The following is a 14,647-nucleotide window of genomic DNA, read 5'->3' on the forward strand; positions in this document are numbered from 1 at the left end:
TCGGTAGGAGGGCCGGCGGAGAAGCGAAAAGTAGGAATCGACAATCCGGCCAGCTGCCGTCAGCTTTGTCGCGGGGGCATCCCCCGCGAAATTGAAGGACGGCGCGTACAGGATGAAGATTACCCTCGCACAGCTTCGGGCCTTCGTGGCGGTCTCGCGGGAAGGCTCGTTCACCCGCGCGGCAGAGCGGCTTGGCACCTCGCAGCCGTCGGTGACAATGGCGATCCGGCAATTGGAAGAGGCCCTTGGCCTGAAGCTGTTCGACCGATCCACGAAAGTTCTGGCTCTGACCAAAGCCAGCGCGACCTTTCTACCGGGGATCGAGCGCACGCTGAACGACCTCGATACAACGCTGGCCGATTTCCACGCGGCCGCGGACGGCACACAAGGCAGCGTCGCGGTGGCGGTGCTGCCCTCGGTCGCCACGGTTGTTCTGCCGCGCACGATTCAAAGCTTTTCCGCAGCCTTTCCCAAGACCCGCATTTCCTTGCGCGACGACAATTCCACCGGTGTGTGTGACCGCGTGCTGAGCGGCGAGGTCGATCTGGGGGTGGCAGGGCGGACCGATCATGTGGCGGGGGTGCAGTTCGAACCCTTGCTGCGCGATCCGTTCGGGGCGGTCGTTCACAAGTCGCATCCCCTTGCCGGGGAAACAGGCCCGCTGACCTGGAAAGACCTGGCCGGGTATCCGTTCATCTCCTTCGCCGCCGATACGGGGTTGCGGCCGCTGCTGGACACACTGGTCGATCAGCCCGAAAACGTCAGTTCCCCCTGGATCGAGGTGTCGAACATCGCGACGGTTCTGTCGCTGCTGAAGACCAATCTGGGGATTGCAGCGCTGCCGAAGATGTCGGTGAACCCGATCGAGAACGACGTGGTGTTCCGGACCCTTCTGAACCCGCCGCTGTTTCGCGAGCTTGGGTTGATCACCCGACAGGGGCGATCCCTGACGCCCGCAGCGGAGCATTTCGTGGAGCATATGAAGGAAACCCTCAGGCCCAGATGGGAGAAACCGGCGGCGCATTGATACCGGCGGGTTATCTTTTTATTCGATTTACTTATAGGTGAGCATTTTATATCAAAAATGCTCATAAAATGCTTAGCACAATCCGTGGAATCATGTGTCCCTTGGGGTATCCGAACCAGGAGGACTTCCCATGACTAATTCGATCAATCGACGCGGATTGCTTGCTGCGGCAGGCGGCATCGCTTTCGCCTTGTCCGTGACCTCACCGGGTTTTGCGCAGGATCCTGACTTTCTGAATATCGGCGGTGGCCCAAGCGGCGGCACCTTCAACGTGGTCGCAACCGGCCTTGGCGATCTGCTGCGCGGCGAGTTCGCCGACAGCATCATTGGCGTGCAGCCCGGCGGATCTGGCCCTAACCTGTTGCGGGTGTCGTCGGGCGATGTCGATCTGGGCATCACCTCTGCCAGCAACGCGGCGGATGCCTGGGCCGGGCGCGACCCGGCGACCCCTGACAGCCCGATCCAGAATGTGCGCGGGCTGATGACCTTCTTCCCGAGCGCGATCCAGATCTGGGTCGATGCCGATTCCGACATTTACTCGGTCGAGGATCTGGTCGGTCGTCAGATCAGCGCCGGCCAGCCCGGCCAGACATCGTGGCTGGCCTTCAACAACCTGCTGTCGGTCTATGACATGAGCATCGAGGATATCGAGGCCGGTGGCGGCCAGGTGCATCCGCTGAGCTGGGCGGAGTCGCAAAGCGCCTTGCGGGACGGTCAGCTGGATGCGGTGATGTGGGTTGCGCTCTATCCGCATTCCACGGTTCTGGCGACGGAAACGGCGCGTGAGATCCGGGTGCTGTCGCTGGATGAGGAGCGTGTGGCGGAATACCTGGACCTGCACGGTGCGGGCTTTGCGGAAGTGACCCTGCCCGTGGGGCTCTATCAAGGCCAGAGCGAACCGGCCTTGACCGTGGGGACCACGACCTTCCTGTTTGCCTCCGACGACATGAGCGACGACACGGCCTACCGGGTGACCTCTGCGATCTGGAACAACCTCGAGAGGTTCCAGCAGACCCATGCCCTGCTGCAATATATCGAGCAGGACACCGCAGGACGTGGCATGTTCGTGCCGATCCACCCCGGCGCAGCCCGGTTCTATGAAGAGCAAGGCATCCCGATGGATGAGCCTCGCCTCGACTGAGACAGCTCCGGTCACGAGCGGTGATGCTCTCTTGCCGCTCGTGACCTCTGCACCCCTGATGTCCGATGTTTATGGCTGGCGGGCCAGTGATGCCCTCAGTGAAGCTTAGGTGACCCCAATGCCCATCCCCTTGGAAAGAACGGTGACGGTGCTGGCGGTGACGATGGCGCTTTTCCATCTTCTCGTCGCCTCGCCCCTGACCCTGTTTCCCGATCTGATCGTGCGCGGGGCGCATCTGCTTCTGGCGCTGGTGATCGGCTTCCTGATCTATGGCATGAAGGGAGGTGCCGTTCAGAAGACGGTCGACCTTGCCCTGATTGCGCTTTCGGTCGTCTGCCTGGGCTACCTTGTCGTCAACCACGCGTCGATCGTTGTGCGCCCGCCATGGACGCGGGACGCGACGCCGATTGAGCTTTTCGTCGCGTTTGGCACCATCGTGGTGGTGCTGGAACTGACCCGGCGCGCGCTTGGCATGGCGATTACGGCGCTGTGCCTGATCTTCATTCTCTATGGCTTCATCGGGCCAGAGCTGCGCCATATCGGATTTCTCAGACCGCTGGCCCATAGCGGCGTGGACCTCAATGAGTTCGTGGACCAGATGTATTTCAGCTTCGAAGGCATCTTCGGGGTCGCGCTTGGGGTGTCCACCAGTTTCATCTTTCTCTTCGTGGTGTTCGGCGCGCTCTTGCAGGTGATCGGCGGCGGCGATTTCTTCGTCAATGTCACCAAGGCTGCGACCGGCGCAACGCGGGGCGGCCCGGCCAAGATGGCCGTGGTGGCCAGTGCCCTGATGGGCATGATGTCGGGCAGTTCCGTGGCCAATGTCGCGACCACCGGGGCGATCACCATCCCGATGATGAAGAAACTCGGCTACCCGAAGACCTTCGCGGGCGCTGTCGAGGCGGTGGCATCGACCGGCGGGCAGATCACGCCGCCGATCATGGGCGCCGCCGCCTTCCTGATGGCGGCAATTCTGGGCATCAACTATCAGGAGGTGATCACCGCCGCCGCATTGCCCGCCGTTCTGTTCTTCCTGTCGCTGTTCGTGGCGGTCCACTGGGAAGCGCTCAAGCACGGATTGCAACCGCTGGAGCGCGTCGAAAAGGGCGCGACGATGCGGGAATTCGCGGCGGGCTGGACCTTCATCTTGCCCCTGGTGGTGATCACCACGTTCCTGATGATGGGCTACACACCCAGCCTGTCGGCCTTCTACGGCGTGGTGGCAACGCTGGTGACGCCCTTCCTGCGGCGCTCGACCTGGGTGTCGCCCATGGTGCTGGCCGAAGGCTTGAACCTCGGGGCCCGCGCCGCCGTGACGGTCGCCATTGCCTGCGCCTCGGCGGGGATCATCGTGGGCATCGTCCAGATTTCAGGGCTCGGGTTCCGCTTCAGCAGCCTTGTGATCGCGTTTGCTAATGGCAATCTCTACGCCGCGCTGTTCCTTGCCATGATCGCGGCCTTCATCTTCGGCATGGGGATGCCGACGACGCCCGCCTATATCATCCAGGCCACGCTGGTCGCCCCCGCGCTGGTCGAGCTTGGCGCGACGCCGCTGTCGGCGCATCTGTTCGTGTTCTACTATGCTGTTCTGGGCCAGATCACCCCGCCCGTCGCGGTGGCGGCCTTCGCAGCCGCGCCGATAGCGGGATCGAGTTCCACCTCTGTCGGGTGGCGCGCCTTCGCATTGGGCATGCCCGCCTATGTCATCCCCTTCCTGTTCGTCGCCAATCCGGTGCTTCTGGGGCAAGGCGGATGGGGAGAACTGCTGGAGGTGCTGTCAAGATCGGCCACCGCCATCGTGTGTCTGTCCATCGCCCTGACGGGTTGGCTCGGCGGCCGGGCGCTTGGCTGGATCGGCCGGGGCATGCTGTTGCTTGCGGCGGCCCTGCTGATCGCCCCCAACCATTTGCTGAGCGCAGTCGCCATCGTCCTGTGTATCGGCGTCTGGTCGATCCAGTGGTCGGGCTGGTCCCTGCATCGCCTGAAAGGAGAGCCCCGTGACTGAGCCGAACCCAAGCCGGATGACGACAATGCTGACGGGCTCTCGCGGTGATCTTGCCGCTGTCGCGGGTCGTTTGCCCAAGCCGGAGGGGACGCAATACCCCTATGAGCTGGTGATCATCGACGGCACGACTGCCTTTCTGGCGGGTCAGATCCCGAAGCAGGCGGGGCAGCTTGCGGTTGTCGGCAAGGTTGGCATGGACGTCAGTTGCACCGAGGCCGCCATGGCCGCGCGCATCTGTGCGGAACAGGCGCTGGCCTGGTTGAACCACTCGGCAGGCGGGCTGGAGAACCTGAGACGGATTCTGCGCTTGACCTGCTACATTGCCCATGATGACGGGTTTCAGGACATATCGGCAGTTGCCGATGGCGCCTCGACCTACCTGATCGAGATGCTCGGCGACAAGGGACGGCACACACGGTCCGTTGTGGGTGTGAAAAGCCTGCCGCGCAACGCGCCGGTGCTGGTCGAGGTCACGGCCTCTCTGATATCGCCGACCCGGGCCGATGCCATAGGTGGGTGATCCACGAAGAACAGGCAGGCAGCTCTACGCATTCCCGCTCGCCTATTGCCGATAGCTGTATGCCGGGCGCGAGAACGCGCTGGCCGTCGGACCAAGCGTCGGCCCGGTGTCGCGGAAGGCCATGTTGTTACGACGATCCTCGAACGGCGACAGGCCAAAGACGGACCTGTAATTCTTCGACAGCTGCGACGCATTGGTGCATCCGACCTCGATGGCGATTTCGGTGATGGGCCGGGTTGAAAACCGCACCAGTTGCCGCGCGGCCTTCATGCGCATCGTGCGATAGTAGACGGACGGGCTTTGCCCCGTGGCGCTTTTGAACCGGCGTTCCAGCTGTCGCTGTGACATGTTCATACGGTCGGCCACTTCGGCGATGCTGATCGTGTCCTCGATATGGTCATTCAGCAGCGCGATCGCCCGGCGCACGGGTTCCGGCACGCAATCGACGGTGCTGTCGGCATGCAGTGTTGGTACCCGTTGCTGCACGCCGGTGCTGCGGATGATCGGGTGCTGGAACCAGCAGGCCACCTCGGTGGACACATCCAGGCCGAGGCGGTCCCCGATCAGATGCAGCATCAGGTCGAACGCCGCCGCCGATCCGGAGGCGGTCTGGCGGGCGCGATCCACCACGATCACCTCGTCGGACGACTCGATAGCGGGAAACTCGGCAGCGAACGCGGCGCGATAGCACCAATGCACACTGACCCGGTGATCGTTCAGAAGACCGGCCCGCGCCAGCGGAAAAACACCCCCGCTAATCGCCCCGAGCACCGAGCCGTGCCGCGCCAGATGGCGCATTCGGCCTTGGCTGGCGGACCTGCTTGCAAATGCGCTGTCCGGGGCGCTGAGAACGAACAGGTAGTCCAGCCCGACCGTATCGGGCAGCGCGTGGTCGGCGTCAAAGCCAACCCGCGCGCTGGACCGGACCGCCCCACCATCCTCGCTCAGAAGGCACCAGTCGAAGACCTTGCGTTCGGCGATCTCGTTGGCCACCCTCAGAGGCTCGATCGCCGAGGTCAGGCAGGACATGGGAAAGCCCGGCAGCAGCAGGAAGCCGAAGCGAATTGGCTTTTCTCGGGGCATGAGCCTTTCGTTCCTCCCAGATCGGCCGGATCAGATATCCAGCGTGTTATCCTTTTCCCATCGGCTGAAATGGGACACGAAGTCGTTCCATTCCTGATGCTTGAGCTTGAGGAAAGCCGCCGAGAACTCTTCGCCCATGGCCGCCTTCAACCCCTTGTCGCGGTCATAGGCGCGCAGGGCGTCCAGCATGTTCAGCGGCAGTTTCGGCGCACCGCGCACCTTGTGGCCTTCGGCATACATGTCGATATCGTATCGCTTGCCGGGATCGGCTTCGTTGCGGATGCCGTCGAGGCCCGCCGCGATGATCACCGCTTGCAGCAGGTAGGGGTTTGCCGCGCCATCGGGCAGGCGCAGTTCGAACCGGCCGGGGCCGGGCACGCGGACCATGTGGGTGCGGTTGTTGCCCGTCCATGTCACGGTATTGGGCGCCCATGTGGCCCCCGACATGGTGCGAGGCGCGTTGATGCGCTTGTAGCTGTTCACCGTCGGGTTGGTGATCGCGGCCAGGGCGCTGGCGTGGCTCATGATGCCGCCGAGGAAGTGCTTGCCCGGGGCGGAGAGACCCAGTTCGCCGGTCGGTCCATCGCCTTCGCCGGCGAAGGCATTGACGCTGGCAGCCGAACCCGGCGCGTCCCAGACCGAGACATGCACATGGCAGCCATTGCCGGTCAGCCCCTCGACCGGTTTCGGCATGAAGGTGGCGCGCAGCCCATGTTTTTCCGCGACCGACTTGGTCATGAACTTGAAGAAACTGTGCTTGTCGGCGGTCTTCAGCACGTCGTCGAATTCCCAGTTCATCTCGAACTGGCCATTCGCGTCCTCATGGTCGTTCTGGTAGGGGCTCCAGCCAAGCTCCAGCATGTAGTCGCAGATCTCGCGCACCACGTCATAGCGGCGCATCACCGCCTGTTGGTCGTAACAGGGCTTGGCGGCGGTGTCGTATTCATCGGAAATCTGCTCGCCATCGGCGGTCAGAAGGAAAAACTCGGCCTCGACCCCGGTCTTGACGTGCAGGCCCATCTCGGCGGCTTCATCCACCAGACGGCGCAGCACATTGCGCGGGGCCTGGGCGACGTCTTCGCCCTCCATCACGCAGTTGGACGCGACCCAGGCGACCTCGGGCTTCCAGGGCAGTTGGATGACGGATGAGGGATCGGGAACCGCCAGCATGTCGGGATGGGCGGGCGTCATGTCGAGCCATGTGGCAAATCCCGCAAATCCCGCGCCATCCGCCTGCATGTCGGCAATCGCCTGCGCGGGCACCAGTTTGGCCCGCTGGCCGCCAAAAAGGTCGGTGAAGGAGATCATGAAATATTTGACGCCGCGTTCCGCCGCGTAGGCTGCCAGATCAAGTGTCATGTCGTCTTTTCCCGTTTCCCTGTTGCTGTCTTTATGCGTTAAAACGGCGCGAGGTCACACCCCGCGCCGCATTGTATCAGTATCCGCTGCCCGGTTTGCCCGGATACCAGTCGGTGCCTGCCAGCGGCACCTGTGCCATGGCGGCGGCCTCCATCGTCAGGGCGCAGAGGTCCTCCGGCTCCAGATTGTGCAGGTGGTTGTGGCCGCAGGCCCGCGCGATGGTCTGGGCCTCCAGCGTCATGACCTTGAGGTAGTTGCGCAGCCGCCGCCCCCCTTCGACGGGGTCGAGCCGCTTGGCCAGCTCCGGGTCCTGCGTGGTGATGCCCGCGGGGTCCAGCCCCTCGTGCCAGTCGTCATAAGCGCCGGTGGTGGTGCCGAGTTTCTGATACTCGGCTTCCCATTTCGGGTCATTGTCGCCAAGCGCGACCAGTGCGGCGGTGCCGATGGCAACCGCATCCGCACCAAGCGCCAACGCCTTGGCAACATCGGCCCCGGTGCGGATCCCGCCAGAGACCACAAGCTGAACCTCGCGGTGCAGCCCAAGGTCTTGCAAGGCTCGCACGGCGGGGCGGATACAGGCCAGCGTCGGCAGGCCCACATGTTCGATGAACACATCCTGCGTGGCAGCGGTGCCGCCCTGCATCCCATCCAGCACCACCACGTCAGCGCCTGCTTTCACCGCCAAGGCAGTGTCGAAATAGGGCCGGGTGCCGCCGACCTTCACATAGATCGGCACCCGCCAACCGGTGATTTCGCGCAGTTCGAGGATCTTGATTTCCAGATCATCGGGGCCCGTCCAATCCGGGTGACGGCAGGCCGACCGCTGGTCGATCCCTTTGGGCAGCGTGCGCATCTCGGCCACACGGTCGCTGATCTTCTGGCCAAGCAGCATGCCGCCGCCGCCGGGCTTGGCGCCCTGGCCCACGACGATTTCAATGGCATCGGCCTTGCGCAGGTCATCGGGGTTCATCCCGTAGCGCGAGGGCAGGTATTGATAGACCAGTTTGCTGGAATGGCCGCGTTCCTCTGGCGTCATGCCGCCGTCGCCGGTGGTGGTCGAGGTGCCAGCGGCACTCGCCCCACGCCCGAGCGCCTCTTTCGCCTGCGCCGACAGCGCGCCGAAGCTCATCCCCGCGATGGTGATCGGGATATCGAGCTTGATCGGGTTCTTGGCGAAGCGGGTGCCAAGCGTCACCGATGTGTCGCAGCGTTCGCGGTAGCCTTCCAGCGGGTAGCGCGACACCGACGCGCCAAGGAACAGCAGGTCGTCGAAATGCGGCACCCGCCGTTTCGCGCCGCCGCCGCGAATGTCATAGATGCCGGTCGCCGCCGCGCGGCGGATCTCGGCGTTGATCGGGTTGGAAAACGTCGCCGACTGAATGGGGACGGTGCGGGGGATCTTGTGGTCTTGATCGCTCATGGTCCTCGTCCTCAATAGGCGTTGTCGATGTCGAAATTGTAGAGCTTGCGGGCCGATCCATAGCGGCGGAACTCTTCCGGCTTGGCGTTCACGCCCGCGCGGGTCAGCAGGTCAGTCAGAAGATCCAGATGTTCGGGCCGCATCTCTTTCTCGATGCAATCCGCGCCAAGGCTTTTCACCGATCCGCGCACGAAAAGCCGCGCTTCATAAAGCGAGTCCCCAAGCGCGTCGCCCGCATCACCGCACACGACGAGGTTCCCCGCCTGTGCCATGAAGGCCGACATATGGCCGATATTGCCCTGCACCACGATGTCGATCCCCTTCATGGAAATCCCGCAGCGGCTGCTGGCATTGCCCTTGATGACCAGCAACCCGCCATGCCCGGTAGCGCCTGCATATTGGCTGGCGTCGCCTTCGACGATCACCGCGCCCGACATCATGTTTTCTGCCACGCCCGGTCCGACGGAGCCTTCCACATGCACGGTCGCCTGCTGATTCATGCCCGCGCAGTAATAGCCAGTATGGCCCTTAACCGTGACTTCGATCGGGGCATCCAGACCCACGGCCAGCGCGTGGCTGCCGCGGGGGTTCAAGATCTCCCACGCGGTCTGGTTGTCGCCGCCTTTCTGCGCCTGAAGGGTTTCGTTCAACTCGCGCAGCGAGGTGGTTGCTAGGTCGATCTGGCTCATCTCAGTGGCTCCAGAAATAGACGGTGGCGGGTTCGGGTTCCCAAACGCGGGCCGCGTCGATACCCGGCAGGTTCACCAGTGCGCGATATTCGCTGCCGAAGGCGACGTATTGATCGGTTTCGGCCATGACGGCGGGTTTGCAGGCGATGGGGTCGCGGACCACGCCGAAGCCTTCCTTGGTGCCGACAACGAAGGTGAAGAACCCGTCAAGATCGGTCAACGACGCTTCCAGCGCCTCGCCGAGGGACGCGCCGTTCTGCATTTTCCAGGTCAGGTAGGCAGCGCCCACTTCAGTGTCATTCTCGCTCTCGATCCGCACGCCTTCACGCCGCAGTTTCCGTCGCAGGCTGTTGTGGTTGGACAGAGACCCGTTATGCACCAGGCACTGATCCGGCCCGGTGGAAAACGGATGCGCACCTTCGGTGGTCACGGCGGACTCAGTGGCCATGCGGGTGTGCCCGATGCCATGGGTGCCCGACATGGCGGGCAGGTTGAAGCGGCTGGCCACGTCGCGGGGCAGGCCGACCTCCTTGTAGATCTCGATCACGTCGCCATCGCTCATCACCCTTATGCGACCGGGGCGGTCTGCAATCGCTGTGCGGGCGGCTTCGACCTGATCGGCGGGCAGTTCCAGAACCGCGTGGGTGTCATTGGCGCGCAGGGTGACCGGCGCCCCCAGTGCAGCTTCAAGCTCTTCGGCCAGCGTCGCGAAATCCTGATCGGGGTTGTCCGATTGCACTGTCAGCTTGGCGCGGTTGCCCGCCGCGCCGTAGATGGCAATCCCGGCGCTGTCTGGTCCGCGGTCGGTCATGGTGATCAGCATTTCCGTCAGCAGCGCGCCGAGCTGGGGCTCCAGCGCCTTGTCCTTCAGGAACAGTCCAACGATCCCGCACATCTGTGCATCTTCCTTTCAAAGAGTGGTCTTGCCCACAGGCTATCAGTACATTGGAGTCATATAAACCCTTAGGAATAAAATTTTCACAAGGGGCAATTTTTGTCGACCTTTCCGACGCAAAGCTGATTTTGCCGACAGATCAGGCAAATTGCGCGCTCGCTGAACAGCAAAGTGGCACGGATCAAGCCGCATCCATCATTCAGAACAGAATCGGATGATGTGGTCAGCTCGTCTGCGGATAGGCAATGATCGAGAGGTAGCGCGCGGGCAGGACCTTGAGGATCTCTGGCCCGTGCGGCGCGTCGGCATCGAAGAACAGCGTATCGCCGGGGCGCAGATGATACAGCCGGTCGCTATGGCGATACATCACCTCGCCTTCCAGCATGTAGATTGTTTCGATCCCGCCATGCTGGAACGTCGGGAAGACATCCGATTCCTCGCTCAGCGTGATCAGGTAGGGTTCCACCATGACGCCGCTGGCATTGGCGCCGATATGGCCGAGCAGCTTGTACTGATGCCCGGCGCGGGTGCCTTCCCGGTCGATTTCCACCCCTTCGCCTGCCTTGGTGTGAACCGCTTCGCGATGCTCCTCGAAACGGCGAAAGAAGGCGGTCAGCGGCACCGACAGGGCATTGGCCAACGTTTGCAGCGTGGTCAGGGAAGGCGAGGTATTGCCGTTTTCGATCTTCGACAGCATCCCGATGGAAAGGCCGGTCAGCCCGGCGAGTTCCGCAACGGTGATGTTCTGTTGCAGGCGAAATCCCCGGACTTCGCGGCCGATGGCCACTTCCAGCACCTTTTCGCGGTCATCTGCCTGCCGATGCGGGTTCTGTTTCAGTTTTGCCAAGGGTATCGTCCTGCCTGTTCGGGCCTGATGTCCGGATCATCTAAACCGACTGACGGGCCGTTTGGAACCGGCAACCGGCTGGGCAGGGCGTTTTGGCCCGGCAAAGGGGTCTGCACTAGACGCTCGTGCACGCGGCCTTGTGCCGGTCTGCACATCAGGCGGGCGCAGGGCGCAACCTGCTTGACCCGCTATCCGGACAGACCCTAACTGCGCGCCACGGGCGTCCATCGCCCGCGCAAACGCAAGCCGCGTCGCCATAGAGGAAAGGACCGCGATGAAGACCGCCGCCGATGCGTTCGACGCCTATGAGGCCATTCGGCATCTTCTGCCAGCCATGCCCGCTGCGGGTGCGGGGCAGGATATCGGCTCGATCCTGGACATCGCCGACGGCGTGGACGCGTTCGTTTTCGATGCGTTCGGGGTGCTCAATGTCGGTGACAGCCCGATCCCCGGTGCCGCCGAGCGCGTGGCGCAATTGCGGGCCAGAGGCAAGCTGGTCCGGGTGCTGTCAAACGCTGCCAGCTATGATCGCACGGCGGCCTTCTCGAAATTCGCCCGGCTTGGCTTTCCATTGGCCGAGGATGAACTGATCACCAGCCGCGACGCGACCTTGCGCGCGGCGGATGAGCGGCTCTGGGGGGTTATTGCGGCACCGGAAGATGCGCTGGAAGACCTGCCATTCCCGGTCCTGAGGCTTGGGGAGTCCGCAGATGCCTATGACCGCGCGGAAGGACTCCTGTTCCTGTCGACCAGCGATTGGTCCGACCACCGGCAGACGCTCTTGCAGGCCAGCCTTGGCCGTCGACCCCGGCCGGTCCTGATCGGCAACGCGGATCTCGTCGCGCCGCGCGAAACCGGCCTGACGCTGGAGCCGGGACACTACGCGCGCGGCCTGCCGGGCGATATCCGGCTGTTCGGCAAACCCTTCCCGGATGTCTATGACCTCGTGACTGCCACTCTGCCCGGCGTGCCCGCCGACAGGATCGCCATGTGCGGCGACAGTTTGCATACGGATATTCTGGGCGCTGCGGCGCAGGGCTGGCGCAGTGTGCTGGTGACGGCTGACGGGCTTTTTGCCGGGGAGGAGACCGGCCCCTATGAACTGCGATCCGGCATCGTCCCGGATTGGCGCGTGGCGCGGATCTAGCCGCGCGTCGCGCAGGCCCTCACATGGCGCATGCGCGTCACCGCCTTTCGTGATAGGCTTTGGCACGATTTTCCACGTTCAGCCCTTTCCCGGAGACCATAGTCATGACCCGCAGTTTCCTGACGAGACTTTCGCTTGTGCTTGCGCTGTCCCTGTTTGGCAGTGTCGCAAGCGCCCAGACCACAACCGACTGGCTGACCAGCCAGGACTACCAGGCCTATTTCGACAGCGTGGTTCCGGCGGGCTATATGCCTGTGTCGGTGCAGGCGGGGCTCGTCTATGGCCATGTCCGCTATCAGGCGACATTCGCACCCACGCCTGCTGGCATATCCTGGGTTGCCCGCCATGGCCAATCCGACAGCAGTTTCGCCGAAACCAATGCCGGCCTGACGGCGCAGGGCTACAGGCTCAGCTTTCATCACCGTTTCAACACCGAAGGCATGGTCCGCAACCAGGCGATCTGGGTGCGCTGAAACGATCCGGTGCACCCGCCAGAGCGGATGGACGACGTTCAGCATCCGCCAAGGGCGAGCGGCGCAGTCCTGCGCGCAAGCGCGGCGAGGATCGCCAAGGCGACCGGATGCGGGCCCGGCCTGTCGAAACGAATATCCGTGCGGATGGTCTGGCCCGGCATGACGAACCGCGCGGCAATGCGATGCGCGCCACCTTCCGGGGTGGAGATCAGAGTAATGTGGGTCGCGTCGATGCCGGGACCGCAGATGGCGCTGGCCATGGCGGTGTTGAGGTGATCGGGAAAACGACCCGCCGCCTCGACCAGCGGCCCGCGAAACACCGGGCCGGGGCGGTCCGCAAGACCGGGCGCATATTGCCGGACAAACAGCTTCGCAGGCAGACCCGGAGGGCACAGAAGCGGCCCGGAAATCCACCCGGTGAAGAGCTGAATCCTGTGTCCACTTTGCAGCGCGGCGCGATGCAGCCTGTCGCGCAGGTCGGGGTCGATCAGGGCGGCGGCGCCGACCGTCCACAAATCCCCATGTGACAGTGCCTCTTCGCCGAACTGGCGCAGGGCGTCCGGTCCGGCCATGTCGATGGTGATGTCGGCTTGGGGAAGGCGGCGGGCGTCGCGTCCAAGGATCGCCTCGACGCAGTAGCCGTGAAGCTCTGGCAACTGGGCTGTGACGTCCCTGCCGATCCGGCCGCGTCCGATCAGGACCAGCTTGGTTGGGGAATGGGTCATCCGCTGCGCGAAGAATGCGCCCGGCCCCGCGATGGGGCCGGGCAGGGGGGTCAGTTGATCGACGCCATGAAGCCAGAGACCTCTTCCAGCGAGATGTAGCGCTGTTCGGCCATGCCGCTGTCATCGAAGACCCAGGACACGGCCGGGGCCGACACATTGCCGTTGGCATCGAAGGTCACCGCGCCGGTCGCGCCCTGATAGGACACGGACCCGCCTTCGGACAGGACCTCCATCGCGCGGGCGAAGCCTTCGACCGTGGCGGGGATCGCCTCGCCATCGGGGTCGGTCACTCGCGGCACCTGGGCTGCAATTTCCGCACCCGTCGCGTCGCGGCCTGCCGCGTGGTAGGCCAGCAGCGCGATTGCTGCCGCGTCAAAGCTGTTGGACAGGCCCGGTCCACTTGGGGCGGACCCGAAATGCGCGGCATAGGCATCGACGAAGGCCTCGGCGCTCGGCACGCGCGGGCTGGAGGTGTCGGTGCCGACGAAATCACCGAGATTGGCAAGGCCGACGGTCGTGCGGAAATCGTCGGACCGCAGCGAGTTCGCCCCGATCATGACCGACGTGCCGCCAAGACCCAGCCATTCGCGCACGAAGGAAATCCCCTCGGTCGGATAGAGCGCCAGATAGAGCGCGCCGGGCTGGTCACGCAGCGCCTGCGTGGCCTCGGCGCGATAGCTTGGCTGCGCGTCGTTCAGCGCGATGGAGGCATGCACCTCGATCCCCACGGCCTCGAACGCGGCGGCGGCCATGCGACCGATATCCTGACCCCAGTCGTCATTCTTGTAGACAACTGTGATGCTTTCGATCCCCGCATCGCGGGCCAGCATGGCGGCAACAGCGGCCTGCACATCGGCGGTCGCAAAGGTGCGGAACCACAGCCCGCGCGCCTCACCGGAGGCGGCGATTTCCGTCAGCCGGGTCGAGGAGGAACAGCAGGACATCTGCATGACACCCGCGGGCGCGGTGACCGAGGTCAGGATCGGGATGGTGATGCCCGAGGACACGGTGCCGATCAGCAGCTGCACCTGGTCGATATCGACCAGAGAACGCGCCGCATCGACGCCAACGCGACCGTCGTTCTGGTCGTCACGCAGGATCATGTTGACATCGCAGCCATCGACGCCGCCGGCCTCGTTGATCATCTCGCCGACCCAAAGCGCGGTCTCCGCAATCGGGCGGCCCCAGTCGACAGAGGTCGGGTAAAGCGTGCCGACATTCACGCTGCAATCCTGCGCCAGTGCGGCGCCGGTTTGAAGGCCGATTGCCAGCGCCGAGGCACCGGCCAGTCCGAGAATATGTCGTTTCATGGTCAG

Annotated in this window: 14 protein-coding genes; 6 read left to right on the forward strand and 8 right to left on the reverse strand. The window is 63.9% G+C overall.

Annotated features, from left to right (window positions below):
• Positions 1-112 precede the first annotated feature (112 nt).
• The 4 genes from EP237_RS00605 (at position 113) to EP237_RS00620 (ending at position 4,693) form a co-directional block, all read left to right on the forward strand.
• Positions 113-1,027, forward strand: a complete 915-nt coding sequence (locus tag EP237_RS00605) for a LysR family transcriptional regulator (protein ID WP_127557037.1) — start codon at positions 113-115, stop codon at positions 1,025-1,027.
• A gap of 130 nt (positions 1,028-1,157) precedes the next feature.
• Positions 1,158-2,168, forward strand: a complete 1,011-nt coding sequence (locus EP237_RS00610) for a TAXI family TRAP transporter solute-binding subunit (protein WP_127557039.1) — start codon at positions 1,158-1,160, stop codon at positions 2,166-2,168.
• A gap of 118 nt (positions 2,169-2,286) precedes the next feature.
• On the forward strand, positions 2,287-4,173 hold the full coding sequence (locus EP237_RS00615; protein ID WP_127557041.1) for a TRAP transporter permease: 1,887 nt from the start codon (positions 2,287-2,289) through the stop codon (positions 4,171-4,173).
• Positions 4,166-4,693 carry a RidA family protein gene (locus EP237_RS00620; RefSeq protein ID WP_127557043.1) on the forward strand — a complete coding sequence of 176 codons (528 nt, stop codon included), beginning with the start codon at positions 4,166-4,168 and terminating at the stop codon, positions 4,691-4,693. Before EP237_RS00615 ends, EP237_RS00620 begins: the two co-directional genes overlap by 8 nt.
• Positions 4,694-4,735: 42 nt before the next feature.
• On the opposite strand, the gene EP237_RS00625 is transcribed toward EP237_RS00620, so the two are convergent.
• The 6 genes from EP237_RS00625 to EP237_RS00650 form a co-directional block, all read right to left on the reverse strand.
• A complete protein-coding gene (locus tag EP237_RS00625; protein WP_127557045.1) occupies positions 4,736-5,776 on the reverse strand; it encodes a GlxA family transcriptional regulator in 1,041 nt (346 codons plus the stop codon).
• A 30-nt stretch (positions 5,777-5,806) separates the two neighbouring features.
• The gene (gene glnT, locus EP237_RS00630) at positions 5,807-7,135 is read right to left on the reverse strand and encodes a type III glutamate--ammonia ligase (RefSeq protein WP_127557047.1); all 1,329 of its coding nucleotides are present in this window, start codon (positions 7,133-7,135) and stop codon (positions 5,807-5,809) included.
• A 76-nt stretch (positions 7,136-7,211) separates the two neighbouring features.
• The gene (locus EP237_RS00635; protein ID WP_127557050.1) at positions 7,212-8,555 is read right to left on the reverse strand and encodes an FMN-binding glutamate synthase family protein; all 1,344 of its coding nucleotides are present in this window, start codon (positions 8,553-8,555) and stop codon (positions 7,212-7,214) included.
• 11 nt (positions 8,556-8,566) lie between these two features.
• Positions 8,567-9,244, reverse strand: coding sequence for a GltB/FmdC/FwdC-like GXGXG domain-containing protein (locus EP237_RS00640; protein ID WP_127557052.1), 678 nt, complete (start codon positions 9,242-9,244; stop codon positions 8,567-8,569).
• Position 9,245: 1 nt separating this feature from the next.
• Positions 9,246-10,139, reverse strand: a complete 894-nt coding sequence (locus EP237_RS00645; RefSeq protein WP_127557054.1) for a class II glutamine amidotransferase — start codon at positions 10,137-10,139, stop codon at positions 9,246-9,248.
• 223 nt (positions 10,140-10,362) lie between these two features.
• Entirely contained in the window at positions 10,363-10,986 is a 624-nt protein-coding gene (locus EP237_RS00650) for a helix-turn-helix domain-containing protein (RefSeq protein WP_420812492.1), read from the reverse strand.
• Positions 10,987-11,260: 274 nt separating this feature from the next.
• On the opposite strand from EP237_RS00650, the gene EP237_RS00655 reads away from it, so the two are divergent.
• Both EP237_RS00655 and EP237_RS00660 read left to right on the forward strand, forming a co-directional pair.
• The gene (locus EP237_RS00655; protein ID WP_127557058.1) at positions 11,261-12,133 is read left to right on the forward strand and encodes an HAD-IIA family hydrolase; all 873 of its coding nucleotides are present in this window, start codon (positions 11,261-11,263) and stop codon (positions 12,131-12,133) included.
• A gap of 104 nt (positions 12,134-12,237) precedes the next feature.
• Positions 12,238-12,606: a hypothetical protein gene (locus EP237_RS00660; protein ID WP_127557060.1), complete on the forward strand. Its 369-nt coding sequence runs from the start codon at positions 12,238-12,240 to the stop codon at positions 12,604-12,606.
• Positions 12,607-12,644: 38 nt separating this feature from the next.
• Here EP237_RS00660 and EP237_RS00665 read toward each other — a convergent pair whose 3' ends face one another.
• Together EP237_RS00665 and EP237_RS00670 are read right to left on the reverse strand one after the other, a co-directional pair.
• Complete coding sequence (locus EP237_RS00665; RefSeq protein ID WP_127557062.1) at positions 12,645-13,331, reverse strand: aspartate dehydrogenase domain-containing protein; 687 nt, start codon at positions 13,329-13,331, stop codon at positions 12,645-12,647.
• A 50-nt stretch (positions 13,332-13,381) separates the two neighbouring features.
• Positions 13,382-14,641 carry an ABC transporter substrate-binding protein gene (locus tag EP237_RS00670; protein ID WP_127557064.1) on the reverse strand — a complete coding sequence of 420 codons (1,260 nt, stop codon included), beginning with the start codon at positions 14,639-14,641 and terminating at the stop codon, positions 13,382-13,384.
• Between the last annotated feature and the right edge of the window lie 6 nt (positions 14,642-14,647).

The sequence above is a fragment of the Nioella ostreopsis genome, from assembly GCF_004000255.1.
Classification (GTDB): domain Bacteria; phylum Pseudomonadota; class Alphaproteobacteria; order Rhodobacterales; family Rhodobacteraceae; genus Nioella; species Nioella ostreopsis.

What these genes read in the sequence shown, in the direction of transcription:
- EP237_RS00635 (WP_127557050.1), bottom strand. Translation starts at nt 8,555, where the DNA reads ATGAGCGATCAAGACCACAAGATCCCCCGCACCGTCCCCATTCAGTCG.
- EP237_RS00665 (WP_127557062.1), bottom strand. Translation starts at nt 13,331, where the DNA reads ATGACCCATTCCCCAACCAAGCTGGTCCTGATCGGACGCGGCCGGATC.
- EP237_RS00615 (WP_127557041.1), top strand. Translation starts at nt 2,287, where the DNA reads ATGCCCATCCCCTTGGAAAGAACGGTGACGGTGCTGGCGGTGACGATG.
- EP237_RS00655 (WP_127557058.1), top strand. Translation starts at nt 11,261, where the DNA reads ATGAAGACCGCCGCCGATGCGTTCGACGCCTATGAGGCCATTCGGCAT.
- glnT (WP_127557047.1), bottom strand. Translation starts at nt 7,135, where the DNA reads ATGACACTTGATCTGGCAGCCTACGCGGCGGAACGCGGCGTCAAATAT.
- EP237_RS00610 (WP_127557039.1), top strand. Translation starts at nt 1,158, where the DNA reads ATGACTAATTCGATCAATCGACGCGGATTGCTTGCTGCGGCAGGCGGC.
- EP237_RS00625 (WP_127557045.1), bottom strand. Translation starts at nt 5,776, where the DNA reads ATGCCCCGAGAAAAGCCAATTCGCTTCGGCTTCCTGCTGCTGCCGGGC.
- EP237_RS00605 (WP_127557037.1), top strand. Translation starts at nt 113, where the DNA reads ATGAAGATTACCCTCGCACAGCTTCGGGCCTTCGTGGCGGTCTCGCGG.
- EP237_RS00660 (WP_127557060.1), top strand. Translation starts at nt 12,238, where the DNA reads ATGACCCGCAGTTTCCTGACGAGACTTTCGCTTGTGCTTGCGCTGTCC.
- EP237_RS00670 (WP_127557064.1), bottom strand. Translation starts at nt 14,641, where the DNA reads ATGAAACGACATATTCTCGGACTGGCCGGTGCCTCGGCGCTGGCAATC.
- EP237_RS00640 (WP_127557052.1), bottom strand. Translation starts at nt 9,244, where the DNA reads ATGAGCCAGATCGACCTAGCAACCACCTCGCTGCGCGAGTTGAACGAA.
- EP237_RS00645 (WP_127557054.1), bottom strand. Translation starts at nt 10,139, where the DNA reads ATGTGCGGGATCGTTGGACTGTTCCTGAAGGACAAGGCGCTGGAGCCC.